The following is a 22,767-nucleotide window of genomic DNA, read 5'->3' as shown; positions in this document are numbered from 1 at the left end:
GAATCCGCGTGACGGGACCAGCCCGCTAGGACGGCTTCACCGTGAGGCCGGCGAAATGCGCGACGGTGCCCGGACCAATCCACAGGGCGATGGCGCCCCGGCGACCGGCGCCGCCCTTGAGGTCGTTGACGATCAGAGTGGGCTGTTCGGCCCCATCGACGAAGAGCCGGGCGCGCTCGCCCTTCACCACGATCCGCAGCCGCACCCATCGGGCCGGTTGCATGTCGACATAGGCTTCGTAACGGGATGGCGTCTCGCGCCGCAACCGCTCCCAGGGCCAGTCCGGAGCCGAGATGTACTGGGCCGTATGGTTGCGCCGCTCCTGGTCCTCGGCCCGGCCGTTCGTCGGCCTGACGTAGAAGGCCTCGCCGGTCTTGCGGTCGTCGGACAGGCGGAACATCACGCCGACGAAGCCCCGCGCCCCGGGGTTCGCGCCCACCGCCCCGGGCTCGCCCGCCACCCACAGCTCGATCTCGCCATCGCCGAAGTCAGTGCCGGGCAGCACCACCAGCTTGTCGGTGTGACCGTTGGGCGGGCCAAGGTCGGTGACCTGCAGTGCGGCCCGGCCCTGGAACGTCTTCGCCGCGACCGCCAGGTTTCCCACCGGCTCGACGCGATCCGGCATCAGAGGCGGCGGCCCGGCGCCCATCAGGCCCAGGCTCAAGGCGGCGACCACGAGCGTCCGGAACATGAAGCGGTTCTCCCCCATTCCGGCGAGTTTGGCTGACCCAGCGAGACAGGCAAGTCGCGGAGCCTTGCCGGACGTGGCGGCAAGCCGGCCACACTCCGCGCGACCTCATCAAGTGGATCCGATATGACCGCGCTCCCCAAGGCCTGCATCATCGGCGCCGGCTGCTCCGGCTTCACCACCGCCAAGCGGCTGCAGGATCTGGGCGTGCCGTTCGACTGCTTCGAGATGTCGGACGATGTCGGCGGCAACTGGTACTTCAAGAACCCGAACGGGATGTCGGCCTGCTACGAGAGCCTGCACATCGACACGTCCAAGTGGCGGCTGGCGTTCGAGGACTATCCGGTCCCGGCCGACTGGCCCGACTTCCCCCACCACGGCCAACTCCTGCAGTACTTCCGCGACTACGTGGACCACTTCGGCCTTCGCTCGCGGATCACGTTCAACACCCGCGTCGAGCATGCCGGACGCACGGCCGACGGCCTGTGGTCGGTGCGGCTGTCGAACGGCGAGACGCGGACCTACGACGTGCTGTTCGTCTGCAACGGTCACCACTGGGACGCGCGCATCCCCGACTATCCCGGGACGTTCGACGGGCCCGCGTTCCACGCCCACGACTACCGCAGCCCGTTCGATCCGGTGGACATGCGCGGCAAGTCCATCGTGGTGGTCGGCATGGGCAACTCGGCGATGGATATCGCCTCCGAGCTGTCGCAGCGGCCGATCGCGGGCAAGCTGTGGGTGGCGGCGCGCCGCGGCGTCTGGGTGTTGCCCAAGTACATGAACGGCAAGGTCGCCGACAAAGCCGCCATGCCCCCGTGGTTCCCGCGCAAGCTGGGGCTGGCGCTGGCGCGCCGGGCCATCAAGCGGGCGCTGGGCAACATGGAGGACTATGGCCTGCCCAAACCCGACCATGAACCGCTGGAGGCGCATCCCAGCGTCTCGGGCGAGTTCCTGACCCGGGCCGGCTGCGGCGACGTGAAGTTCAAGCCCAACATCGCCGAACTGATGGGCAAGCAGGTGCGGTTCGAGGACGGCAGCATCGAGGACGTGGACGCCATCGTCTACGCCACCGGCTACAACATCACTTTCCCCTTCTTCGACGACCCCGCGCTGTCGCCCGACGCAGAGAACCGCTTCCCGCTGTTCAAGCGGATGATGCAGCCGGGCGTCCCGAACCTGTTCTTCATGGGCCTGGCCCAGCCGCTGCCGACGCTGGTGAACTTCGCCGAGCAGCAGGCCAAGCTGGCAGGCGCCTACCTGACGGGCCGCTACCTGCCGCCGTCGCCGGCCGAGATGGCGCAGGTGATCAAGGACGACGAGGCCCTGCACCTGGAGCCCTACTACAAGGCCGCCCGCCACACGATCCAGGTCGACTTCGGCATCTACGTCCACGACCTGATGAAGGAGATCGAGCGCGGCGCGAAGCGGGCGAAGGCGGCCGGCAACGCCCTGCCCGTCCCGGCGCGCGCAGCTCAGCCGGCGACCATCGCAGCCGAGTAACGTGACGCCATGCGGTCCTCGATCACGCGGGCCAGGCGGCGCACGCCCTCGTCGATGGCGTCCAGGGGCGGCAGCGAGTAGCTGAGACGCAGCGTGTTGGCCTGGGCCCCCACGGCGAAGAACGGCGCCCCGGGGACGAAGGCCACGCGGGCCTCGGCCAGCGCCGCTTCCAGCAGCCGGGCGCCGTCAAGGCCTTCAGGCAGCGTCACCCAGACGAACATGCCGCCCTGGGGCTTCGTCCAGGTGACGCCCATGGGCATGTGCCGCGCCAGCGCGTCCTGGATGGCCGAATTGCGCTCGCGGTAGGCCGCCCGCAGGCGACCCAGGTGCTGGTCGTAGCCCTCGGACACGATCCGCTCTGCGACCATCTGATTGATGGTGGAGGCGTGCAGGTCGGCGCCTTGCTTCAGCAGAACGATCCTGTCGACCACGGGCGTAGGCGCGCAGATCCAGCCCAGCCGCAGCGCCGGCGACAGGGTCTTGGAGAAGGTGCCGCAGAATATGGTCCGGGCATGCTCGATGGACCCCGTGCGGGCGATGTCCAGGGCGAGCAGCATCGGCTCGTCGGTTCCGGCGAAGCGCAGCTCACGGTAGGCGCCGTCCTCGATGATCAGGAACTCGCCCTCGGAGGCTCGGTCCAGGAGCTTGAGCCGCTCCAGGCGGGTCAGCGTCCTGCCCGTTGGGTTCGCGAAGTCGGGAACCACGTACGCCAGCCGCGCGCCGCTCGGGGTCTCGCCGCCCAGGTCGGCATAGGTGGGCTCGTAGGCGTTGAAGGCGCCCAGCGCGCCCAGGTAGGTGGGCCGCTCGACCAGCACCGTGTCGCCCGCCGCCAGGAACAGCTTGCCCAGCAGATCCAGCGCCTGTTGCGAGCCGGCGGTGATGACGATGTTCTCGGCGTCGCAGGGTGCGCCCGCTCGGGTCATCCGCTCGGCCACCCAGCGGCGCAGCGCGGGCAGGCCCTCGGACACCGAGTACTGCAGCGCCTGCTGGCCGGAGTCGGCGAGGATCTCGGCATAGAATGACTGAATCCGCTCCACCGGGAACAGCGTGGGGTCGGGGATGCCGCCCGCGAAGCTGAGGATGTCGGGCTGATCCAACAGCTTCAGGAGTTCACGGATCTCGGAGGCGCGGACGTGCGCCATCCGCGGGCTGAAGCGGTCTTCCCAAAAGGGGCTGGGCGGATTGGGCGAAGTCATCGGGTGTCTCCATCGGGATGTTCGGATGGAGAGGAGCTGGCCGATCCATCCGCTGTTGGCGGGGATCGGGGCGCTTGCGTCGCTAGACGCGCACGACCTCGCGAGCCCCGGAAAGGGGGGCGGCTACCTTCGAAGCGAGGGCGTGGCGCGGGCTCATCGACGTCATCCTAGGCAAACCGAACGGCGTTGTCACGGGCCAGTCAGAGCAGAGTGGCCACACCCTGCGCCATCCAGCTCGACAGGCGAGCCGATCAATATCTGGCCAGAGCATACCGAAAAATCGAAACCTTGATGCACATCAACGCGGCATAAGACCGAAGATTCCAGAAGTTTGGAAATATTTTAGGAACCCCCCACGGAGGTCATATGTCACGCTTGCGCAAATCGATCATCGCCTCAACCGCCGCGGCCCTGCTGCTCGGCGGCAGCGCCCAAGCCGCAGTCTGCGTCGGCGCCTGCGGCGTACTGGGCGCGGACGGAGATGTCACTGCGCCGCCCGGGGGCGGCAGTTACGGGTGGATTTCCACGTTCGGTGGGGTCACGGGCGAGGGCCAGATCGCGTCCGTCGGCGGCACCAACGGTTCCAGCTTCATCACCTCCCCGTTCTCGGCGACGGCCGGGGACAACCTCCATTACAATTTCAACTTCGTCTCGTCGGACGGCCAGAGCGGCGAGGGGAACTTCATCTACGAAGACTACGCCTTCGTGCAGTTGATCGACGCGGTGAGCGGCGATCTGATCGCAATGCTCTTCAACGCCCGCACGGAACCGGCGGGCCTGATCTCCCCGGGCGCGGGGCTGCCTCCCATCGATCCCGGCGTCACCCTGACCCCGCCCACGTCGCCGCTGACGCTGGGCACGGGCGCCAATGGCGGACCGGTCTGGTCGCCTCTCGGCGGATTCTCGGGCGAGTGCTGGGGTCCGGGATGCGGCCTCACCGGCTGGGTGGCCGCGGACTACAGGATCACCGAGGATGGAAACTACAGGCTTCTGTTCGGGGTCTCCAACTGGGGGGACGAGGTCTACGACACCGGCCTCGCTTTCGCGGGCATCAAGGTCGGCGACAGAGACGTGCCCGATCACGAGGGCGAGGGCGACGATGACGATGGTCCGGGCGTCGTCCCGGAGCCCGGGACCTGGGCTCTCATGATCCTGGGATTTGGCGGTGTCGGAGCCATACTACGTCGTCGGCGGCCCATCTGCGCTTTCTGATGTTACCGGCTCGCCCCGCGGGCGCCCGATCCTCCGCCTATCGTGTCACGATCGGGAATCCGGGCTTCGGCGGGGTGAGCCAACTGAGGAGCCGGGCCAGCGCGGTCCGGTCGCCCGAGGTCGTCGCCCCCGAGAGGTCGGCGCCGGCCAAGGCGCCCGACAGGAACTGGGCGCGGGGCATGGTGAGGACCGCATCGACCTTGCCGGCCGGCGGGTCCGCTTCATAGGTCAGGACCGATCGCCGGATACGGATGCGGAAGCGCTCCTTGCGGTCGGGGAAGATCAGGTCGACCACGACATCGCCGTCCTTGGCCTTCTCGGGATCGACGCGCACGGCCATCAGGTCGAGCAGCATCGGCGTGGGCGTGTTGCGTACGAAATCGAGCGAGGCCCCCTGCGCCGGGCTGGTGCGCACCCCGCCCCGCAACTCCTGAGCGCCGGACAGATACATGTTCCGCCAGATGGCGCTCTCGACGGTGGCGGCCTGACGCTCGTAGGCGCGGGCGAGCAGTTCACGCGCGGCGGTGTTCCCCGCATCGGCGGTGACCAGTCGGTTCAGAAGCTCTCCCGCCCAGCGGTCATCGCCGGCGTCGAAGGCGGCCTGGGCCGCGGCCTGGACCTTGGCGGCGCCGCCCATGATCTCCACGTAGCGCCGCGCCTCGTCGGCCGGCTCAAGCGGGGCCAGGTGAACCGGATTGGCGTCATACCAGCCCATGTAGCGCTGGTAGACCGCGCGGCTGTTGAAGCTCATCGTCCCGTAGTAGCCGCGGTTGTACCACTCGCGATCCAGCGCCTCGGGCAGCTTGATCCGGTTGGCGATCTCGGCCGGCAGCAGCCCCTCGTTCATCAGCCGCACCGACTGGTCGTGGAGGTACTTGTAGGCGTCGCGGTGCTTGTCGATGTAGTCGGCGATCTCGGCTCGGCCGAAGCGCGGCCAGCCGTGGCTGGTGAACAGCACGTCCGAACGGTCGCCGTACAGCCGCCCGGCCTCGCCCAGATAGCTCGCCCATTCCTTGGCGTCGCGGACCAGCGCGCCGCGCGGGGTCAGCACGTTGTGCATCGAGGGGTTGGCGTTCTCGGCCAGGCACAGGATGCGCAGGTCGGGCAGATACAGGTTCATCTCTGCCGGGGCTTCCGTGCCCGGCGTGAGCTGGAACTCCATCTTCACGCCGTCGACGGTCAGGGTCTGGCCGGTGCGTTCGATGTTGAGCGTGGGCGGGATCAGGGTCTGGGTCCCGGCGGAGACGCCCGGACCGATGCCCGAGCTGACCTGACCCATCGGACCCCTCGGCAGGTACGATCCGAACTGATAGGTGGCGCGACGCTGCATGGCGGCGCCGGCGATGACGTTCTCGCTGACGGCGTGCTCCAGAAAGCCCTCGGGTGCGATCACCTGGACCTTGCCCGCATCGACGTCGGCCTGGGCGACCATGCCGCGCGCGCCGCCGAAGTGGTCGGCGTGGCTGTGGGTGTAGATCAGCGCGACCACGGGGCGGGCGCCCAGTTTCTCGTTGGCGAGGTCGAGCGCAGCCTTGCCGACCTCGGCCGACGTCAGCGGGTCGATGACGATCCAGCCCGTCTTGCCGGCGATGAAGGTGGCGTTCGAGACGTCGAAGCCTCGCACCTGCCACACACCCTTGGCCACCTCGAAAAGGCCGTGCTTGGCCAGTAGCTGCGACTGCCGCCACAGGCTGGGGTTCACGCTGGCCGGCGCCGGGCCTTTCAGAAAATCGTAAGCCGACAGATCCCAGACCACTCGGCCGTCGGCGGCGAGGATCTTGGGGTCGCTGCGCGTGCCGACGAAGCCCCGCTCGGCGAAGTCGAAGTCCTGGCGGTTGGCGAAGTCCGGCGCGGCGACGGCGGGCGCGGTGAGAGCCAGGGCGGCCAGCGCCCCCAGAATCGTCGACTTCATGTGCGTTTCCTCCCCGGACCATCGGTCGCGCCGACGAGGCCCCTTGGCAACAGCGCGGCGACCCAGTTTGACTGGTGCGTCGCGGCGCAAACGCAACGCGGGTTACATTTCGGGGGAGACGCGGATGGGTATGCGAACGTCATGGGCGGGCCTGGCCTGCGCCCTCCCTCTGGTCCTGTGGGCCCCGCCGGCGCTGGCGCAGACGGATGCCCAGAAGGCGGCCTTCGCGGCGATCGACCCGCTGTTCGAGAGCTTCATGGAGGAGCGGCATGCGCCCGGCCTGGTCTATGGCGTCGTGGTGGACGGCAAGCTGGCCTACGTGCGCAGCCTGGGTGTCCAGGATACGAAAACGAACGCGCCGGTGAACCGCGACACGGTCTTCCGCATCGCCTCGATGTCGAAGAACTTCACAGCGCTGGCGGCGCTGAAGCTGCGGGACGAGGGCAAGCTGTCGCTTGATGCGCCCGCTGAGACGATCATCCCCGAACTGAAGGGACTGAAGTACCCCACCACCGACAGCCCCAAGATCACCGTGCGCGACCTGCTCAACCACGTGGGCGGGTTCGTGACGGACGACCCTTGGGGCGACCGGCAGCTGCCGATGAGCGAGGCCGAGTTCTCGCGGTTCATGGCGGCGGGCGTCCCGTTCTCGCGGGCGCCGGGGATGGCGTTCGAATACTCGAACTACGGCTATGCCCTGGCCGGACGGGTGGTGACCAACGTCTCGGGCGCGAACTACGCCGACTACATCGAAGGCGCGTTCCTGAAGCCGCTGGGCATGGCCTCGACCGGCTACGACCTGGCCAAGGCCCCGGCCGGACGCCTGGCCGTTGGCTATCGCTGGGAGGATGGGCGCTGGGTCGAGGAACCGGCGCTGGGGCCGGGCGCCTTCGGGGCGATGGGCGGGCTGATGACCAGCGCCAGCGACTACGCCCGCTACATGGCCTGGGAGCTGGCCGCATGGCCCCCGCGCGACGGCGCCGAGGATGGCATCCTGAAGCGGTCCAGCGTGCGCGAGATCGTGCGCGGGCAGAACTTCGCCGGCGTGGTGACGCGAGCGGACCGAAGCAACCCCGACGACTGCGACCGGGCGCGAACCTACGGGATGGGCACCATCGCCTTTGCGGACTGCGTGCTGGGCCCGCACTTCACCCACTCGGGCGGGCTGCCGGGCTATGGTTCGAACGTGCTGATGCTGCCTGAGCGGGGCGTGGGCGTGTTCGCGTTCTCGAACCTGACCTATGCGCCGGTCAGCGTGACGGTGCGGGCCGCGACCGTGTCGCTGGTGAAGAGCGGGGCCTTCCCGGTTCGCACCACTCCGGTGAGCCCCGCCCTTCAGTCCATGGCGGCGACCGTGCAGCGGATCTACGCGTCAGGCGACGTGCTGTCCGCGCGCGATGCGCTCGCCATGAACATGCTGCTGGACCGCGACGCCGCGCGCCGCAACGCCGACATCGCGGCGCTGAAGGGCAAATTGGGCGCCTGCCGCGCCGCCGACCCGATCGTGGCCGACAACGCGATGTCGACGGTCCTGTCGTTCCCCTGCGACAAGGGGGTGCTGCAGGCGCGGGTGATCCTCGCGCCGACAGCCAAGCCCTCGATGCAGACCCTGGAGTTCCGGATCGCCCCTTAGATCCAGCCGTCGCCGGGCATCGGGAACGGCAGGATGTGGAACTCGCCGTCGCCGATGCCGCCATCGAAATCGACGGGCAGGATGACGACTTCGCCGTCGCCGGGCATCGGGAACGGCAGGATGTGGAACTCGCCGTCGTCGGGTGACGGGGCGATCTGGCCGGTCTCGAAGGTCAGGACGAAGCCGTCCTCCTTGCCGTCGCCGTCGTAGTCGATCGAGATGCGCGTGCCGCCGTCGTCGTCCTCGCGGCCCAGGATGCGGGCGTTTGCGCCCAGGCGGCTGAGGTCCAGCGTGTCGCCGGCGTTGAAATCAAGGATGGCGCCCAGGCGCTCAACGCCCTTGGCGTCGCCGTTCGAGACCAGCACAAAAGTATCGTCGCCGCCCCCGCCGATGCCGGTCGCGCCACCCTCGAGGACGAGCGTGTCGTCGCCCTCCGTACCCACGACGGCGCGGACCCGGCCGCCGGGGTTGGGCTCGCCGGCGGCGATGGGCAGCGGCATGGGAACCGCGTCGACCGGGATCACGGTGTCACCGGCCGGCAGCGGGCGGCCGGACGACACGATGTTGGACAGGACGAGCAGGGACATGAAGCCTCACACACGGAAAAGAATGTGGGAGGAGCTGTGCCTTAGCTCGATCAACGAGTCCAGTAATTATGCAATACGTTTTTATGAACCTCGTTAGCCAGGGAGGACGATGTGGCCTTCGTCGGGTTTCACCGCCCCCGCCACGACGTCCGCATAGAGCGCCTGCAGCGCCTCTGGGCCGGTGTGGCGGCGCAGCTTGAGCCAGGCGTTGTCGGCGACGAAGGCCTTCAGCGCCGCCTGGAAGCGGGCGTCCAGCTCGGCCATGCCCCACTCCTGGGCGCGCTGGCGGATGCGGTCGGGGGCGAAGAAGAACACCGGCGCGACACCGGGAACCTGCGGCCGGGGCGCCGCAAGGGCGTCCCAGTGCGTGACGCCGACACCGAGGCTGAGCACCAGCGCATCGCCCAGGGCCGCATGCACGTCGCGGGTGACCGCGGCGCGGCCGGCGAAATCGACGTAGCCGGCGGGGCCCGCGCCCTTCAGGCCATCGATGTCTTCGTAGGTCACGACCTGGTCGTAGAGTCCCGTGCCGCGCAGCAGGCCGGCGTGGCCGGGCGACGTCAGGCCGATCACCTTCACGCCCCGTCGGCGGGCCAGCCAAGCCAGGCCCATCGCCGTCTTCGATGAGGCGCTCGAGAGCACCAGCGTGGCGAGCTGAGTGTCCGACAGCTGGTCGTCCAGCAGGAAGCTGGTCATGAACAACGGTCGCAACAGCGAGCGCCAGTCGTCGTCGTCGCTGGGCTCAGCCTCCTGGTAGGCGTTGTAGGTCGGGGGCAGCTCGGCGCGGTGGGCCGAGGTCTCGACGTAGCCGGACGGCCGCTTCTGGAGCCGGGCCACGGTGTGGCTCGACATCGGCCAGTAGCCGAACAGACGCAGGCCCTCCGGCGCATCGGCGGCGTTGGAGCGCACAACGCGCGCGAAACCCCAGACCGGAATCCGCCCCTGCCCGGCCGGCGCAGGGAAGAACTTCCAGTAGCCGATCTGGTCGCCCACAGCGCCGTAGGTGATGTTGTTGGCGGTGAGCGCGAAGCTCTCGACTTCGAGCAGCGCCTCGCCCTCACTGAGCGGAACCTGCAGGTCGGTTTCGGCCAGGGCCGTCTTCGTCAGGTCGCCCCGGTCTACGAGCAGATCCCAGCCACGCATCAGACAGTCTCCAGAATGACGACGGCCCCTCCTCAGCCACAGGGGAGGGGGACCGCCCAAAGGGGTGGAAAGGGGCAAGGCCAGAGCTCGCATTCTCGGCGAAGCCCCCTCCACATGCTGCGCATTGTCCCCCTCCCCCGGCGGGGAGGAGGGCCGCAAACGAAAGCCTAGTCGATGGCCGCCCAGTTGCCGTGGAAGCCGAACGGTACGCGGCGCGGCACCTCGGCGATGGCGATGGGGCCCTTGGCCACGTCCTGGGCCTCGAAGATCGCCAGGTCGGTCCGGTTCTCGGCGGCGCGGTAGATCGTGGCCGTCAGCCAGCCGTCGCCCTCGGGCGCATCGGCCGAGCGGGGCACGAAGACGGGTTCCGAGGTCAGGTCGCCGCCGTTGAGCTCGTAGACTTGGCGCTTGCCGGTGGAAAGGTCGAGGTGGGCGATGGCGCACTGGCGGATCGTGCCACTGCCGGTCGGGTCGGCCGCGTACCAGCCGTGGCGGTGCTTCAGCGTCTCCACCCGCGGATCGACCCGCGGGAACTCGCCGTCCAGGTCGTCCAGCTTGGTCTCCTGGATCGCGTCCGACGCGCCGTTCAGATCGAAGGTCCAGCGCACCAGCCGCGCCGCCGCCTTCTCTCCCGGCGAGCCGTCGGCCTTCGGGAACAGCGGCGCCACGTCGTAGCGCATCACGTCGCAGTGGATCTTGCCGTCCTCCTCCCAGGCGTTCAGCGGGTGGAAGACGTAGCAGGCCTCGGTGTTGAACCAGCGGACGGTCGACACGTCGGCGTCACGGCGCATCACGCCCACCCACGAGCCCTTCTCCGGCTCCCAGGCGAACGGCGGCTTGCCGGTCATCGCGCGTTCCAGGCTGCCGGTCAGCGGGAGGATCGGGAACAGCACGTGGTTCTGGGTGACCATAAAGTCGTGGACCATGGACGAGAACGGCGCCTCGAGGTCCTGGCGGCTGACCAGGCGGCCGTCGGCGGCGGTGACTCCGTAGCTGACGCCCTTCGAGAACGGCATCTCGCCCACGTTGTAGGCGAACCAGATCATCTCGCCGGTGACCGGGTCGATCTTGGGGTGGGCAGTGACCTTGCCCTTGAACTCGCGGTCGTAACCCTTGGACTCGAGCGTATGCGGGTCCATGGCGAACGGGTGATGGCCCTCTTCCAGCGCCAAGAGCTTACCGGCGTGCCAGACGATGTTCGTGTTGGCTACCCCGCCCTCGTTGCCCATGGCCAGCGGGTCGGTGGTCATCGGGTTGCCGAACGTGCCGAACAGCGAGCGGCCGTGCTCGTGCTCCAGCTCCCACTTGGGCGTGCGGACATAGCGGTTGCGATAGCCCACCTTGCCGTCGGCAACATAGAAGGCGTGGACCATGCCGTCGCCGGCGAACCAGTGGTGGTTGGGATCGCGGGGGTCGAACTGCGGGTTCGGCCCGATACGGAACAAGGCGCCGCGCAGGCCCGCCGGAATCTCGCCCTTTACGACAAGGTCGAAATCGTCCTCCGAGCGGATCGGGGCGAAATTGCCCGCCAGATACGGATTGATGCGTGCATCGCCGTCCATCGCCGTTCCCTTCCCTTGTCGCTACGTGCTGGTTACGTCGCACTTGTGCAACTTACGTTGTAAATTCATGATGCAGGCCGTACCCCTTGGCAAGGGCTTTCTTGGGGCTTGAGTCGAATGCCACGCGTACTGACCGAGACCGACGTCGCCGACTTCCGCGAACGCCTTTGCGCGGCGGCCGAGCGGCTGTTCGCCGAGCGGGGCCCGGACGCGGTGACCATGCGCCAGCTGGCGGCCGAGCTGGGCGTCTCGCCGATGACGCCTTACCGCTACTTCCAGGACAAGGACGACATCCTGGCCGCCGTGCGCACGAACGGCTTCAACCAGTTCGCCGCGGCGCTGGAGACGGCGCGGGCGGGGGCCAAGAGCGCGCGGGCCAAAGCCGCAGCCGTGGGCGAGGCCTATGTCCGTTTCGCCTTCGACCACCCCCACACCTACAAGCTGATGTTCGATCTGAACCAGCCGATCGCCGACAGCCACTATCCCGAACTGGAAGCGGCGGGCCGCCGCGCGCACGAGACCCAGACCGCCTGGGTCAAGGACCAGATCGCCGCCGGCGAGATGGCCGGCGACCCCGAGGCCATCGGCGCCATGTTCTGGGCCGCGACCCATGGGGTGGTGGTGCTGGAGATGGCCGGCAAGCTGCCCCCAGGCGCGGCCCGCCAGTTGCACCACCAGATCAGCTCGACCCTGGCGAAGGGGCTGAAGCCGGGGGCGTGAAGCCCGCTTGACCGCCCCACGGGGAACCCTGTGAGGGTGACGGCCTCACGGGAGGCGCGCATGGCGGATATCAAACCCTTTGAAGTGACCTGGACCGAGGCCGAGGTCGGCCGCGTCCTGGATCAGGTGCGGGCCTATCCGTGGCCGCTGCAGCCCGATGTGCCGGACGGCTGGACCTATGGAACCGATGGAGCCTGGCTGAAGGGGCTCTGCGAGCACTGGACGAACGCCTACGACTGGCGCGCCGCCGTGGCCGATCTGAACCGGTTTCCGCAGTACACGGCCCGCGTCGAGGACTTCGACCTCCACTTCCTGCACGTGGTGGGCGAGGCCGGCGGCAAGCGCCCGCTCATCGTCACGCACGGCTGGCCAGGCTCGCACTACGAGTTCTGGCAATCGATCGAGAAGCTGGCGTTCCCGTCGCGGTTCGGCGGCGACGCGGCCGACGCCTTCGACCTGGTGGTCCCGTCCCTCCCCGGCTTCGGGTTCTCGTCCAAGCCGAAGCGGCCGATCGGCCAGCGCTCGACGGCGCGGCTGTTCAACACGCTGATGACGCAAGTGCTGGGGTATGACAGCTATCTGGCCCAGGGCGGCGACTGGGGCGCCATGGTCACCTCGTGGCTGGGTCGCGACCACGGCAAACATGCCCGCGCCATCCACCTCAACATGATGGGCTTCCGGCCCCACGGCGGTCCACAGGCCGAGGACGAGGTGGCCTGGGCCCAGAAATCCGCCGCGGCGATGGAGATGATGGGCGCCTATTTCCGCCTGCAGGTCTCCAAGCCGCAGTCGCTGGCCTGGATGGCGGCGGGCAACCCCGTGGGTCAGGCGGCCTGGATCGCCGAGCGCTTCCACGACTGGTCCGACCTGCGGAAGAAGCCGCTGGACGAGGTCTACCCGAAGGACCGGCTGCTGACGAACATCATGATCTACGTGATGACCAACAGCTTCACGACTGGCGCCTGGTACTATCGCGGCCTGGTCGAGGAAGGTGGGGTCGCGTTCGGCCCTGGCGAGCGCGTAGAGACGCCCACGGCCTTCGCCAACTTCCCCGGCGAGCCGCTGTACTCGGCTCCACCGCGCGCCTTCGCCGAGCGCGCCTACAACATCGTCCGCTGGACCGAGATGCCCCAGGGTGGCCACTTCGCCGCGATGGAGGAGCCGGACCTGTTCGTGGACGAGGTGCGGGCCTGGGGCCGCGAGCACGGCTGATCTTCCGCCCCCTCCGCCTCCGCGGCGGGAGGGACGTTATCGCGACGGCTTGTCCGCGCGGTCCAACGCCGTACAACCGCGCGCATGGCCCGCTACGATTTCGCGTCCGACAACACCGCCCCCGCCACGCCTGAAGCGATGGCGGCGCTGATCGCCGCCAATGGGGCCGGCTTCACCTCCGGCTATGGCAGCGACACGGTCAGCGCGCGGGCCGCTGATCTGGTGCGGACGTTGCTGGACGCCGACGCCGACGTACGGTTCGTGACCTCGGGCACGGCGGCCAACGCCATCTGCCTCGCCACCCTGTGCCGGCCGTTCGAGGCGGTGCTGGCGCACGAACACAGCCACGTGGCCACCGACGAGACCGGCGCGCCCGGATTCTTCGGGCACGGCCTGCGGATCGCCGGGCTGCCGGGCGCATCCGGCCGGATCGACCCCGCGAGCCTCGCCGCCCCCCTCGCCGCCCCCGACCAGCCGCACTGGCAGCCGCCGGCGGCGCTGTCGGTCACCAACTCCACCGAGTACGGCACGGTGTACGACGCAGCGACTCTGAAGGCGCTGATCGATCCGGTGAAGGCCATGGGCTACGGCGTTCACCTGGACGGCGCCCGGCTGGCCAATGCGGCGGCGGCCGGATTCGACCTGAAGGCCATCAGGACCCTGGGCGTCGATCTGCTGGTCATCGGCGGCACCAAGGCCGGCATGACGCCCACCGAGGCCATCGTGCTGTTCGACAAGTCCCTGACCCGGCGGTTCGACGCGCGCCTCAAGCAGTCGGGCCAGCTGCCGTCCAAGGGCCGGTTCTACGCCGCGCCCTTCATCGGCATGCTGGAAGACGGCGCGTATATCCGCCACGCGGCCCACGCCAACGCCATGGCGAAGAAGCTGGCCGCGGCGATGCCGTTCCCCATCCTGCACCCGGTCGAGGCCAACGGGATCTTCGTCCAGATGGACGAGGAGAGGCTCTCGGCGCTGCACGCGGCCGGCTGGTTCGTCTACCGTTTCCTCGACGGCTCGGTGCGGTTCATGTGTTCGTGGGCGACAACCGAAGCGGCGGTCGAGGAACTGGCGGAAGCCCTCCGCGGGATCGTCTGACGGCAACGCTTCGGCGTTTGTTACCGATTACGGGCAAACCCTTGCCGAATTCAGGCCAATGTGTGGCGCTTTCGCCGCACATCGTGGAAAATCCGTAACATTCCCCGACCACTCGTCGCGAGTGTGACGCCTTTTCGTTGCTCGCCCGACCCCTGCGTGACAGCTTCCGCGCTCACCGTTTCTGGTGCGAAGCCCTTCATTCGTCGTCGTTCACGCGGCGCCGCGAGGAGGAATTCGCGCTGTCGGGGACAAGCGTCGGCGCCGCCCGGCGCGCTTGCAAAAAACGTTTCCCAGGCCGGGGGGCCGTAACAATGAAAGTCCAGATGAACACCATGCTTCGAAGCGCGCTGCTGATGTCAGCCGCCTCGGCCAGCCTGCTCGCTGCGCCGTCCATCGCCCAAGCTCAGACCGCCGGTGAAGCGACGGTCGACGTCGGCGAAATCGTGGTCACCGGTTCGCGGATCCGCCGCGACACCTTCTCTTCGCCGCAGCCGCTGGCCGTCGTGTCGGCCGAGGCCATCCGCGAGCAGGGCCAGGTGTCGCTGGGCGACCTCCTGCTCGATCAACCGGTGATCAACCCCGCGACGAACTCGCAAAACTCGTCGGGCACCCTGTTCCTCGCCGGTCAGACCCGCGCCGACATCCGCGGCCTGGGCCCGACGCGCACCCTGGTGCTGATGGACAACCGCCGCCTGCCGTTCTCGGACGCCAGCTCGCCCGCGGTCGACCTCAACACCATCCCCTCGCTGATGGTCGAGCGGATCGAGACGATCGCCGGCGGCGTGTCGGCCGTGTACGGCTCGGAAGCCATCGCGGGCGTCGTCAACTTCATCATGAAGAAGGAACAGGACGGCCTGGAACTCGACATCCAGGGCGGCGTCACCCAGGAAGGCGACGGCGAGGAGTATCGCGCCGGCTTCAACTGGGGCTCCAAGTTCTTCGACGACAAGCTGAACATCCTGATCGGCGGTGAAGTCGCCAGCCAGGACACGATCATGCAGCGTGACCGGAGCTTCGGTAATCCGGGCATCCGTCGCGACACCCGCGTGACGCCGCAGCCGATCATCCCGGCTTCGCGCGCCAACACCTCGCCCTTCGCGACCTTCCAGCTGATCGGCGGCGCCCTGGGCACCGCGCGTTCCGTCACCCTGGACGCCCGCAACCCCACCAACGTGGTTCGCCTGTCGGCCGCCTGCTCGACCGCCACGGTCCAGCCGGACTGCCAGGACCCCGCGCTGTTCTACTCGGGCCCGGCGTACAACACGCTGCAGGGCAAGAGTAACCGCCAGGTGATCCGCGGCTATGCCGACTACAAGATCACCGACACCTGGAAGGCCTTTGTCGACCTGTCGTACCTGCATGGCTCGGGCTACGGCATCTTCCAGCCGGCGTTCTCGTCGGCCGCGGGCGGCGGCACGATGCCGGTCGTCCTGCGCGGCGACAACGCCTACCTGAACGGCGCCGGCGCCACCGCCGCGGCGCTGCGTGCGGAATGGCTCGCCGCCGGCAAGACCTTCACCCAGGGCTCGACCGCTCAGGTCGGCAAGTTCTGGCAGGAGTTCGGCGGCCGTGACGTGAAGGCCGAGCGCGAGCAGGTCAAGTACACGGGCGGCATCGAAGGCAAGTTCCAGACCTTCGGTCGCGACGTGAGCATGGACAGCTACGTCCAGTACTCGGAAGTGACGGGCACCACGATCTCGTTCAACGTGCCGAACGTCGCCCGCGTCCAGCAGGCGACCGATGCGGTGCTGCTGAACGGCGCCGTCGTCTGCCGCGACGCGGCCGCCCGCGCCGCCGGCTGCACCCCCTGGGACCTGGTCAACGGCGCCAGCCGTGAAGCGATCCTGTGGACCAACGGCGTCGCCTCGTCCGACCAGAAGCTGAGCCAGACGGTCGCCGGCATCAACTTCGCCACCGACCTGTTCGATCTGCCGGCCGGCCCGGTGGGCGTCGCGTTCGGCGGCGAATACCGCAAGGAAAAGAGCCAGTTCGTCCAGGACGCGCTGTCGGCCTCGGGCGCGCTGTTCTTCAACGCCATCGGCACCCGTCAGGGCGAGTACGACGTTCGCGAAGCCTACGCGGAAGTCCGCATCCCGCTCCTGAAGGACGTGCCGTTCGCCGAAGAACTGACCGTCGAGGCCGCCGGCCGCGTGTCGGACTACTCGACGATCGGCGGCACCGATCAGTGGCGCGTCAACGTCACCTGGGCCCCGGTGAAGGACGTCCGCTTCCGGGCGACGGAATCGACCGCCGTCCGCGCGCCGAACATCGTGGAACTCTTCGCGCCGCAAGGCCGGAACTTCACGACCACGGCGCTCGACCCCTGCGACTCGGCCAACTTCCGTGCCGCCACGGCGGCCCAACAGGCGGCCCGCCGGGTCACCTGCGCGGCGGCGATCCCCGGCTACAACCCGACGACCTTCGTGTCGAACATCGGCACGGGCCGTCCCTCGCTGGCCCTTCTGCAAGGCGGCAACCCGGACCTCGGTGCGGAAAAGGCGCACACCTTCCAGTACGGCGTCGTGATCAACCCGCGCTGGGTGCCGAACCTGCAGATCTCGGCGGACTTCTTCAAATACAACATCACCGACCAGGTGGGTTCGATCCCGATCAACACGCTGCTCGGCGCCCTCTGCTATGACGACGCGTCGCGTCCGATCGAGCAGAACCAGTTCTGTCAGCAGATTCGTCGTGACCGCACCGGCGCCACCACCGGCGGCCTGCAAGGCGGCATCTTCGAAGTCGTCCTCGTTCAGCAGAACGTGGCGTCGGTGAAGGTCGAGGGCTGGGACTACTCGGTCAGCTACGGCTTCCAGACCGAAGATCTGTTCGGCAAGGACTATGGCTCGATCGCCATGCGCGTCGACGCCACCTGGATGTACCAGTGGGCCCTGCAAGGGCTGCCCACCCAGGCTTACACCCAGTTCGCGAACACCATCACGAACGCCACGCCGGAGTGGAAGGGCAACGCCTCGCTGCGCTGGACCTACGACAAGTTCTCGTTCACCTGGAGCACTCTCTACTTCGGCTCCATGATCGCGAACCAGGCGCAGCAAGCGGGCGTCATCGATCCCTTCAAGACGGGCGACTACTTCCGTCACGACATCCGCGCCACCTACCGCCTGAACGACGATATCCGCCTCCGCGCGGGCGTCGTGAACGCGTTCAACAAGAAGCCCCCGCAACTGCCCGAGACCTTCGCGGGCACGGGCACCGGTTCGTCGCAGTACGACAACGCCGGCCGGTTCTTCTTCGTCGGCGCGAACATGGAGTTCTAAGGGCTTCGGCCGGGTCTCCGGACCCGGCCGGTTCCTGCAGATACGGAAAGAGCCGCCGGGCGACCCCGGCGGCTCTTTCTATGTCTGCCTCCCCGCGGAGCGGCGGGATGTAAGCGGGCGCGCCCCCTACTGCAGCCCGCTGCGGCCGATGGCGTAGAAGCGTTCAGAGCGGCGCACCTTGAGTTCCTCGGCCGACAGGCCTTCCAGCGCCTTCAGTTCTTCCTCCACGGCGTCGCCCACGGCGGCCATCGCCGCTTCCGGCGCCGAGTGCGCGCCGCCCGGCGGCTCGGGGATGATCCGGTCCACGATCTTCATCTGCAGCAGGTCCTGGGCGGTGATCTTCATCGCCTTGGCCGCCTCGGCCGCGGTTCGCGCGCCGCGCCACAGGATCGAGTTCGCGCCCTCGGGCGGGATCACCGAATAGATGGCGTGCTCCATGATCAGCACGCGGCTGCCGCAGGCGGTCGCGATGGCCCCACCCGAACCACCCTCGCCCGTCACCACGGCCACCATCGGCACCGACAGCATCAGCGCCTTCTCGGTGGAGCGCGCGATCGCCTCGGCGACGCCGCGTTCTTCCGACGCCATGCCGGGATAGGCCGCCGGGGTGTCGACGAACGAGATCACTGGCAGGGTGAAGCGCTCGGCCAACTCCATCAGGCGCACCGTCTTGCGGTAGGCCTCGGGGCGGGCATAGCCGAAGTTGTGCTTCACCCGGCTCTGGGTGTCGCGGCCCTTCTCGTTGCCCATGACCACGACCGCGCGGCCCCGGAAGCGGCCCAGGCCGCCCATGATCGCCTGGTCGTCGGCGAACTTGCGGTCGCCGCGCAGCTCCTGGAATTCGTCGATCAGCGCGCCGACATAGTCCACAAAATGCGGACGGTCGGGATGGCGGGCGACCTGCGTTTTCTGCCAGGCGTCCAGGTTGGCGTAGGCCTCACGGCGCATGTCCTGGGCCCGCGAGCGCAGAGCCTCGATCTCGTCGTCGAACGAGCCTGGACTGGCGGTTTCCGAGAGCTTGGAGAGCTCCTCGATCTTCGCTTCGAGGTCGGCGATCGGGCGCTCGAACTCGAGGTAGTGCGCAGCCATTCAGGGATCCGTCCAGGGAGGCGAGCCGCCTCGGGAAGCGGCGGAAATTAGGCGGGAACGGCCCCGCTCACAAGGCATGAGAAATCGCAGCGGTTCCGGCGCGGCGGAACACTCAAGCCTGCTGGCCGTTTGTGTGGCCTCGAGGAGACCGGAGCCCACACATGAACATGCATCTGAAGATCGGAATGGCCTCGGCGCTCGCCCTCGCGACCGCCGCGCCGATGGCCGCAGCTCAGCAGTATCGTCCCACCGACGAGTACCAGCGACAGCAGCAGGACTACAATCACGAGCGCGAGCGGTACGAAGACCGGAAGGCCCAGAACGAGGGCGCCCGAGAGAACTACCGCGAGGCCCGACAGGACTACGCCGTGGCGCGCGCCGACTACGAGCGCCGACTGGCCGACTGGGAGAACGCCCGAGCCGCCTATGACGCCCGCAACGGATACGGCGCCTACGCTCGGGTCTATGCCCGACCGACCTGGGACGACGCCGGATGGGACCGAATGCCCGAGTCCGCCGATCGCTATGATCGCCAGGCCACATACGAATCCCGCCAGTCGCGTCGCGACTATCGCGCCGCGCGGGCCGACTACGATCGACGCCTGGCGGAATGGAACCGTGCACGGGCCATCTACGACCGCCGCTATGGGTACGGCGCCTATGCTCGCATGTATCCGCGCCCGACGTGGGATCAGGCCTACTGGACCACCAATCAGCCGCCGCCCTACGCGGGCTACTATGGTCGTCCAGCCACGGCCACGGCGATTCCCTGCGGCAGCGGCGCCCGCTCGAACAACTCGACCGTCGCGGGCGGCCTGATCGGCGCTCTGGCCGGCGCGGTTCTGGGATCGCAGATCGCCGGTCGCGGTGACCGGACCGAAGGCGCCGTGCTGGGCGGCGTTGCGGGCGCGGTCGTCGGCGGCGCCGTCGGCAACGCCAACGACAAGTACAAGTGCGACAGCCGCGGCCCGTACTTCAGCTACGACGACACCGTGGAATACCGCGAGGGCCGCCGCCGCTACTCGTCGGCCTATGACAGCAGCTACTACACCCGCGAGCGGTGCCGTCTGGCCGCGGCGCCCGTGGACGCCTATGGCCGCGATGTCCGCTACGTCCGGGTCTGCCCGGACAGCGACGGTCGCTATCGGATCACCGGCTAGGTCCTTTCCCTCCCCGCCGGGGAGGGACGGATCGCGAAGCGATCAGGGTGGGGGAGCCTCCGGCTTCCCCCTCTGGCCGCGCCCGCTCAGCGCTTCTTCGCCAGCGGATGGCGGGTCTGCACGATCTCGCGCAGGCGGTCTGAGGCGACGTGGGTATAGATCTGGGTGGTTGCGATATCGGCGTGCCCGAGAAGCTTCTGGACCACGCGCAGGTCTGCGCCGCCTTCGAGTAGGTGAGTGGCGAAGGCATGGCGCAGGACGTGCGGACTTACCCGCTCGGGATCAATGCCGGCGCGCGCCGCCGCCTCGTCCAGCACCTGTGCGAAGCGTCGCGGCGTGAGGCGACCGGCTTTGCCGCGTGACGGGAACAGCCATGGATTGGCCTTGTCGCCCTTGGGCAGGAAGGCCGGACGCGCGGCGATATAGGCCTTTACGGCGGCGCGCGCCGCATCGTTCAAGGGCGCCAGCCGTTCCTTGCCGCCCTTGCCTTTGATGATCAGGTAGGCTGGGTCGCGCGCCAGCGCCGAAAGCGGCAAAGCCGTGAGTTCCGAGATGCGCAGCCCCGAGGCGTAGGCCAGCTCCACCATGCAGCCGAACCGCAGCCCCTGGGCCCCGTCGCGAGCGCCGGCGGCGGCGATCAGGCGGTCCATCTCGTCCCGCGACAGCACCTTCGGCAGCGGACGGCCCTTTTTCGGCGCCTCGACCCGGCGCGACGGATCGTCGTCACGCCAGCCCTCGCCCAGCACGAAGCGATAGAACTGCCGCACCGCCGCGCGCCGCCGCGCCGCGGTGGCCGGCGACAAGCCGCGGACGCCCAGGTCGGCGAAGTAGGCTTCGATGTGCTCAGCGCCGGCTTCGGCCAGGCCTGTGCCACGCGCCGCCAGGTAACCGGAGGCGTCCGTCAGGTCTCGGGCATACGCTGACAGCGTGTTGCGGGCCGCGGCGCGCTCGACGGCCATCATCTCCAGGAAGGCCTCGGCCCAGTCGGCCCCCTTGCTCACTTGAGCCCCGCCAGCCCTTCGAGGGCGAGCAGCCGTGCTTCGTCGACAAGACCCACCCGCGACAGGACCCGGATCATTCGTACCCGGTCCGCCAGCGCCGGGCCGCTCGCCCCCGCCTCTGCGCAGGTCCACAGCGCCAGGAGCGCAGCCTCGCCCGTGCGGCGCGAGTCGGCGGCGGTCTCGAGGGCGAGGTTGCGGCCGACGGGCGCCTTGCCCTCGCCGATCGGGAAGCCGCTGATCCGCGCCCGATCCGCCGGCGGCAGGTCATTGGCCAGCGCGGCGACCAGCAGGGCGGCGGACTGCAGCCGGCCCTTGGTCTTGGGATCCCCCTCGCTGGCCGCGGCGATCAGGGCCGAGACGCCCGCCGGCGGCGGCAGGCCCGCCACGACCGAGGCGGCCAGCCCGCCGATCTGGGCGTCGATGGCGGTGGTGTCGTAGGTCGGTAGGCCCGGCTCGGCGCCGGAGAGCACGGCCGCCACCGCTGCCGCAGGCTTCGCAGCCGCAAGATCGAGATTCAGGCCGCGCGAGAGCGCGAGGTCCAGGCCATTGCGCAGCGAGGCGGCGCCGGCGGGCGTGCCTGACAGCTTCGCGGACATCAGCCGGCCGTAGACGGCGTCCCGGGCCTGGGCTTGGGCCAGGTCGAAGGTCAGTTGGGCCTGGGCGCCCTGCCCCGCCTCGGCCTGGCAGAGCGCGCGCAGACGCAGCCAGTAGATGTCGCCGCGCCCCGTCGAGAGGCCGCCGGCCAGCTGGCAGGCGCGGGCGACATCGCCGGCCAGGAGCGCGCTTTCAGCGGCGGCGCGAGACAGCTCGGCGCTGCGGTCGAGACCGGGCGTGCGTTCCAGGACGCGGCTCGCGGCCTTCACATCTCCCAGTGAGATCAGGGTGTTGACCCGGGCTCCGGCCAGCATCTCGTCGTTTGCAGCCCCGGTGGGACCGGGCGCGCCGGTGGCCAGCAGACGCCGGGCAAGCGCGGCGGCCGCCGGCGACAGCGGACGCGTGCTCAGCATCGGCAGCACCACCCGGGCGGTGTCCAGCGGCGTCCCGCGCCAAAGGTCCTGGGGCAATCCGGTGTCGCGGCCGGGCACCGAGAAGGCGTCGGGGGCGGCGAGCTGGGTCACTTCGACCTGGGCCACGGCAGGCGCGCAGGCGACGGTAAGGGCGGCGGCGAGGAGGGTCAGACGCAACATGACGACAGCTTACTCACGGTGTCCCGTTGGCGCGAGCACACAGGGTCGTGTAAAGGCTGCGCCGTCGATGGATCGCTACGAACCACTACGCCGCCGCACGATCGCGCTTGTGGGCCTCATGGGCGTCGGCAAGTCCAGCGTGGGCCGACGCCTGGCCAGCGCCCTGAACCTTCCCTTCCGCGATGCGGACGCCGAGGTGGAGGCTGCGGCCGGCCGCTCGATTCCCGAGATCTTCGCCGCTCTGGGTGAACCCGCCTTCCGCGACGGCGAGCGCCGGGTGATCGCGCGCCTGCTGGAAGGGCCGCCACACGTGCTGGCCACCGGCGGCGGCGCGTTCATGAACGACGAGACCCGCGGCCTGATCAAGCAGCGCGCCGTCTCGGTGTGGCTGAAGGCCGATCTCGACATCCTGGCGCGTCGTGTGGGCCGCAAGGACAGCCGCCCCCTGATCGCCGGCAAGGACCCGATGGAGGTGCTGAAAGAGCAGGCCGCCGTCCGCTATCCGGTCTACGCCCAGGCCGACGTGACCGTGGAGACCGGCGACGCCGCCCATCACATCACCGTCGGCCAGGTGATCGAGGCGTTGACC

The 22,767-nt window shown here is 68.9% G+C and carries 18 protein-coding genes; 9 read left to right on the top strand and 9 right to left on the bottom strand.

The features are described 5' to 3' along the window. Positions 1–25: 25 nt before the first annotated feature. Entirely contained in the window at positions 26–691 is a 666-nt protein-coding gene (locus EPN98_RS05640) for a hypothetical protein (RefSeq protein WP_293361375.1), read from the bottom strand. Between the two features lie 123 nt (positions 692–814). Between EPN98_RS05640 and EPN98_RS05635 the strand changes: the two genes are divergently transcribed. Next, a complete protein-coding gene (locus EPN98_RS05635) occupies positions 815–2,191 on the top strand; it encodes an NAD(P)-binding domain-containing protein (protein ID WP_293361373.1) in 1,377 nt (458 codons plus the stop codon). Here EPN98_RS05635 and EPN98_RS05630 read toward each other — a convergent pair. Beyond that, the gene (locus EPN98_RS05630; RefSeq protein ID WP_293361371.1) at positions 2,164–3,387 is read right to left on the bottom strand and encodes a PLP-dependent aminotransferase family protein; all 1,224 of its coding nucleotides are present in this window, start codon (positions 3,385–3,387) and stop codon (positions 2,164–2,166) included. The genes EPN98_RS05635 and EPN98_RS05630 overlap by 28 nt on opposite strands. A gap of 366 nt (positions 3,388–3,753) precedes the next feature. On the opposite strand from EPN98_RS05630, the gene EPN98_RS05625 reads away from it, so the two are divergent. Beyond that, positions 3,754–4,599, top strand: coding sequence for an NF038132 family protein (locus tag EPN98_RS05625; protein ID WP_293361369.1), 846 nt, complete (start codon positions 3,754–3,756; stop codon positions 4,597–4,599). Positions 4,600–4,636: 37 nt separating this feature from the next. Here the strand turns inward: EPN98_RS05625 and EPN98_RS05620 are convergent, their stop codons facing one another. Continuing rightward, on the bottom strand, positions 4,637–6,511 hold the full coding sequence (locus EPN98_RS05620; RefSeq protein WP_293361367.1) for an alkyl sulfatase dimerization domain-containing protein: 1,875 nt from the start codon (positions 6,509–6,511) through the stop codon (positions 4,637–4,639). 124 nt (positions 6,512–6,635) lie between these two features. On the opposite strand from EPN98_RS05620, the gene EPN98_RS05615 reads away from it, so the two are divergent. Next, positions 6,636–8,144 carry a serine hydrolase domain-containing protein gene (locus EPN98_RS05615; RefSeq protein WP_293361365.1) on the top strand — a complete coding sequence of 503 codons (1,509 nt, stop codon included), beginning with the start codon at positions 6,636–6,638 and terminating at the stop codon, positions 8,142–8,144. Here the strand turns inward: EPN98_RS05615 and EPN98_RS05610 are convergent. The 3 genes from EPN98_RS05610 to EPN98_RS05600 all read right to left on the bottom strand — a co-directional run bounded on the left by EPN98_RS05610 (position 8,141) and on the right by EPN98_RS05600 (position 11,436). Beyond that, a complete protein-coding gene (locus EPN98_RS05610; protein WP_293361363.1) occupies positions 8,141–8,731 on the bottom strand; it encodes a hypothetical protein in 591 nt (196 codons plus the stop codon). The genes EPN98_RS05615 and EPN98_RS05610 overlap by 4 nt on opposite strands. A 93-nt stretch (positions 8,732–8,824) precedes the next feature. Further along, positions 8,825–9,874, bottom strand: a complete 1,050-nt coding sequence (locus tag EPN98_RS05605) for a DUF2855 family protein (RefSeq protein ID WP_293361361.1) — start codon at positions 9,872–9,874, stop codon at positions 8,825–8,827. A 167-nt stretch (positions 9,875–10,041) separates the two neighbouring features. Then, the gene (locus EPN98_RS05600; protein WP_293361359.1) at positions 10,042–11,436 is read right to left on the bottom strand and encodes a carotenoid oxygenase family protein; all 1,395 of its coding nucleotides are present in this window, start codon (positions 11,434–11,436) and stop codon (positions 10,042–10,044) included. Between the two features lie 117 nt (positions 11,437–11,553). Between EPN98_RS05600 and EPN98_RS05595 the strand changes: the two genes are divergently transcribed. The 4 genes from EPN98_RS05595 (at position 11,554) to EPN98_RS05580 (ending at position 17,741) form a co-directional block, all read left to right on the top strand. Continuing rightward, a complete protein-coding gene (locus tag EPN98_RS05595; RefSeq protein ID WP_293361357.1) occupies positions 11,554–12,156 on the top strand; it encodes a TetR/AcrR family transcriptional regulator in 603 nt (200 codons plus the stop codon). A 60-nt stretch (positions 12,157–12,216) separates the two neighbouring features. Continuing rightward, entirely contained in the window at positions 12,217–13,368 is a 1,152-nt protein-coding gene (locus EPN98_RS05590) for an epoxide hydrolase family protein (protein WP_293361355.1), read from the top strand. Between the two features lie 84 nt (positions 13,369–13,452). Next, on the top strand, positions 13,453–14,463 hold the full coding sequence (locus tag EPN98_RS05585) for a beta-eliminating lyase-related protein (protein ID WP_293361353.1): 1,011 nt from the start codon (positions 13,453–13,455) through the stop codon (positions 14,461–14,463). Between the two features lie 323 nt (positions 14,464–14,786). Next, a complete protein-coding gene (locus tag EPN98_RS05580; RefSeq protein WP_293361351.1) occupies positions 14,787–17,741 on the top strand; it encodes a TonB-dependent receptor in 2,955 nt (984 codons plus the stop codon). 126 nt (positions 17,742–17,867) lie between these two features. Here EPN98_RS05580 and EPN98_RS05575 read toward each other — a convergent pair whose 3' ends face one another. After that, positions 17,868–18,830, bottom strand: a complete 963-nt coding sequence (locus tag EPN98_RS05575; protein WP_293361349.1) for an acetyl-CoA carboxylase carboxyltransferase subunit alpha — start codon at positions 18,828–18,830, stop codon at positions 17,868–17,870. A 161-nt stretch (positions 18,831–18,991) separates the two neighbouring features. Between EPN98_RS05575 and EPN98_RS05570 the strand changes: the two genes are divergently transcribed. Further along, complete coding sequence (locus EPN98_RS05570; RefSeq protein ID WP_293361348.1) at positions 18,992–19,990, top strand: glycine zipper 2TM domain-containing protein; 999 nt, start codon at positions 18,992–18,994, stop codon at positions 19,988–19,990. An 86-nt stretch (positions 19,991–20,076) separates the two neighbouring features. Here EPN98_RS05570 and EPN98_RS05565 read toward each other — a convergent pair whose 3' ends face one another. Then, positions 20,077–20,991 (bottom strand): site-specific tyrosine recombinase XerD, encoded by a 915-nt coding sequence (locus EPN98_RS05565; RefSeq protein ID WP_293361346.1) that lies wholly within the window; start codon positions 20,989–20,991, stop codon positions 20,077–20,079. Next, positions 20,988–22,178, bottom strand: a complete 1,191-nt coding sequence (locus EPN98_RS05560) for a hypothetical protein (protein ID WP_293361344.1) — start codon at positions 22,176–22,178, stop codon at positions 20,988–20,990. Before EPN98_RS05560 ends, EPN98_RS05565 begins: the two co-directional genes overlap by 4 nt. Positions 22,179–22,245: 67 nt before the next feature. On the opposite strand from EPN98_RS05560, the gene EPN98_RS05555 reads away from it, so the two are divergent. After that, positions 22,246–22,767 (top strand): shikimate kinase (locus EPN98_RS05555; RefSeq protein ID WP_293361342.1); only part of this gene is annotated, 522 nt, incomplete at its 3' end.

It is taken from the genome of Phenylobacterium sp., assembly GCF_004299445.1.
In the GTDB taxonomy this organism is placed as follows: domain Bacteria; phylum Pseudomonadota; class Alphaproteobacteria; order Caulobacterales; family Caulobacteraceae; genus Phenylobacterium.
The sequence above is the reverse complement of the archived record's forward strand: the minus strand, read 5'-3'. Positions and strand labels throughout refer to the sequence as shown.

Excerpts from the sequence above, each read along its gene's own strand:
- EPN98_RS05640 (WP_293361375.1), bottom strand. The coding sequence starts at position 691 with ATGTTCCGGACGCTCGTGGTCGCCGCCTTGAGCCTGGGCCTGATGGGC.
- EPN98_RS05635 (WP_293361373.1), top strand. The coding sequence starts at position 815 with ATGACCGCGCTCCCCAAGGCCTGCATCATCGGCGCCGGCTGCTCCGGC.
- EPN98_RS05630 (WP_293361371.1), bottom strand. The coding sequence starts at position 3,387 with ATGACTTCGCCCAATCCGCCCAGCCCCTTTTGGGAAGACCGCTTCAGC.
- EPN98_RS05625 (WP_293361369.1), top strand. The coding sequence starts at position 3,754 with ATGTCACGCTTGCGCAAATCGATCATCGCCTCAACCGCCGCGGCCCTG.
- EPN98_RS05620 (WP_293361367.1), bottom strand. The coding sequence starts at position 6,511 with ATGAAGTCGACGATTCTGGGGGCGCTGGCCGCCCTGGCTCTCACCGCG.
- EPN98_RS05615 (WP_293361365.1), top strand. The coding sequence starts at position 6,636 with ATGGGTATGCGAACGTCATGGGCGGGCCTGGCCTGCGCCCTCCCTCTG.
- EPN98_RS05610 (WP_293361363.1), bottom strand. The coding sequence starts at position 8,731 with ATGTCCCTGCTCGTCCTGTCCAACATCGTGTCGTCCGGCCGCCCGCTG.
- EPN98_RS05605 (WP_293361361.1), bottom strand. The coding sequence starts at position 9,874 with ATGCGTGGCTGGGATCTGCTCGTAGACCGGGGCGACCTGACGAAGACG.
- EPN98_RS05600 (WP_293361359.1), bottom strand. The coding sequence starts at position 11,436 with ATGGACGGCGATGCACGCATCAATCCGTATCTGGCGGGCAATTTCGCC.
- EPN98_RS05595 (WP_293361357.1), top strand. The coding sequence starts at position 11,554 with ATGCCACGCGTACTGACCGAGACCGACGTCGCCGACTTCCGCGAACGC.
- EPN98_RS05590 (WP_293361355.1), top strand. The coding sequence starts at position 12,217 with ATGGCGGATATCAAACCCTTTGAAGTGACCTGGACCGAGGCCGAGGTC.
- EPN98_RS05585 (WP_293361353.1), top strand. The coding sequence starts at position 13,453 with ATGGCCCGCTACGATTTCGCGTCCGACAACACCGCCCCCGCCACGCCT.
- EPN98_RS05580 (WP_293361351.1), top strand. The coding sequence starts at position 14,787 with ATGAACACCATGCTTCGAAGCGCGCTGCTGATGTCAGCCGCCTCGGCC.
- EPN98_RS05575 (WP_293361349.1), bottom strand. The coding sequence starts at position 18,830 with ATGGCTGCGCACTACCTCGAGTTCGAGCGCCCGATCGCCGACCTCGAA.
- EPN98_RS05570 (WP_293361348.1), top strand. The coding sequence starts at position 18,992 with ATGAACATGCATCTGAAGATCGGAATGGCCTCGGCGCTCGCCCTCGCG.
- EPN98_RS05560 (WP_293361344.1), bottom strand. The coding sequence starts at position 22,178 with ATGTTGCGTCTGACCCTCCTCGCCGCCGCCCTTACCGTCGCCTGCGCG.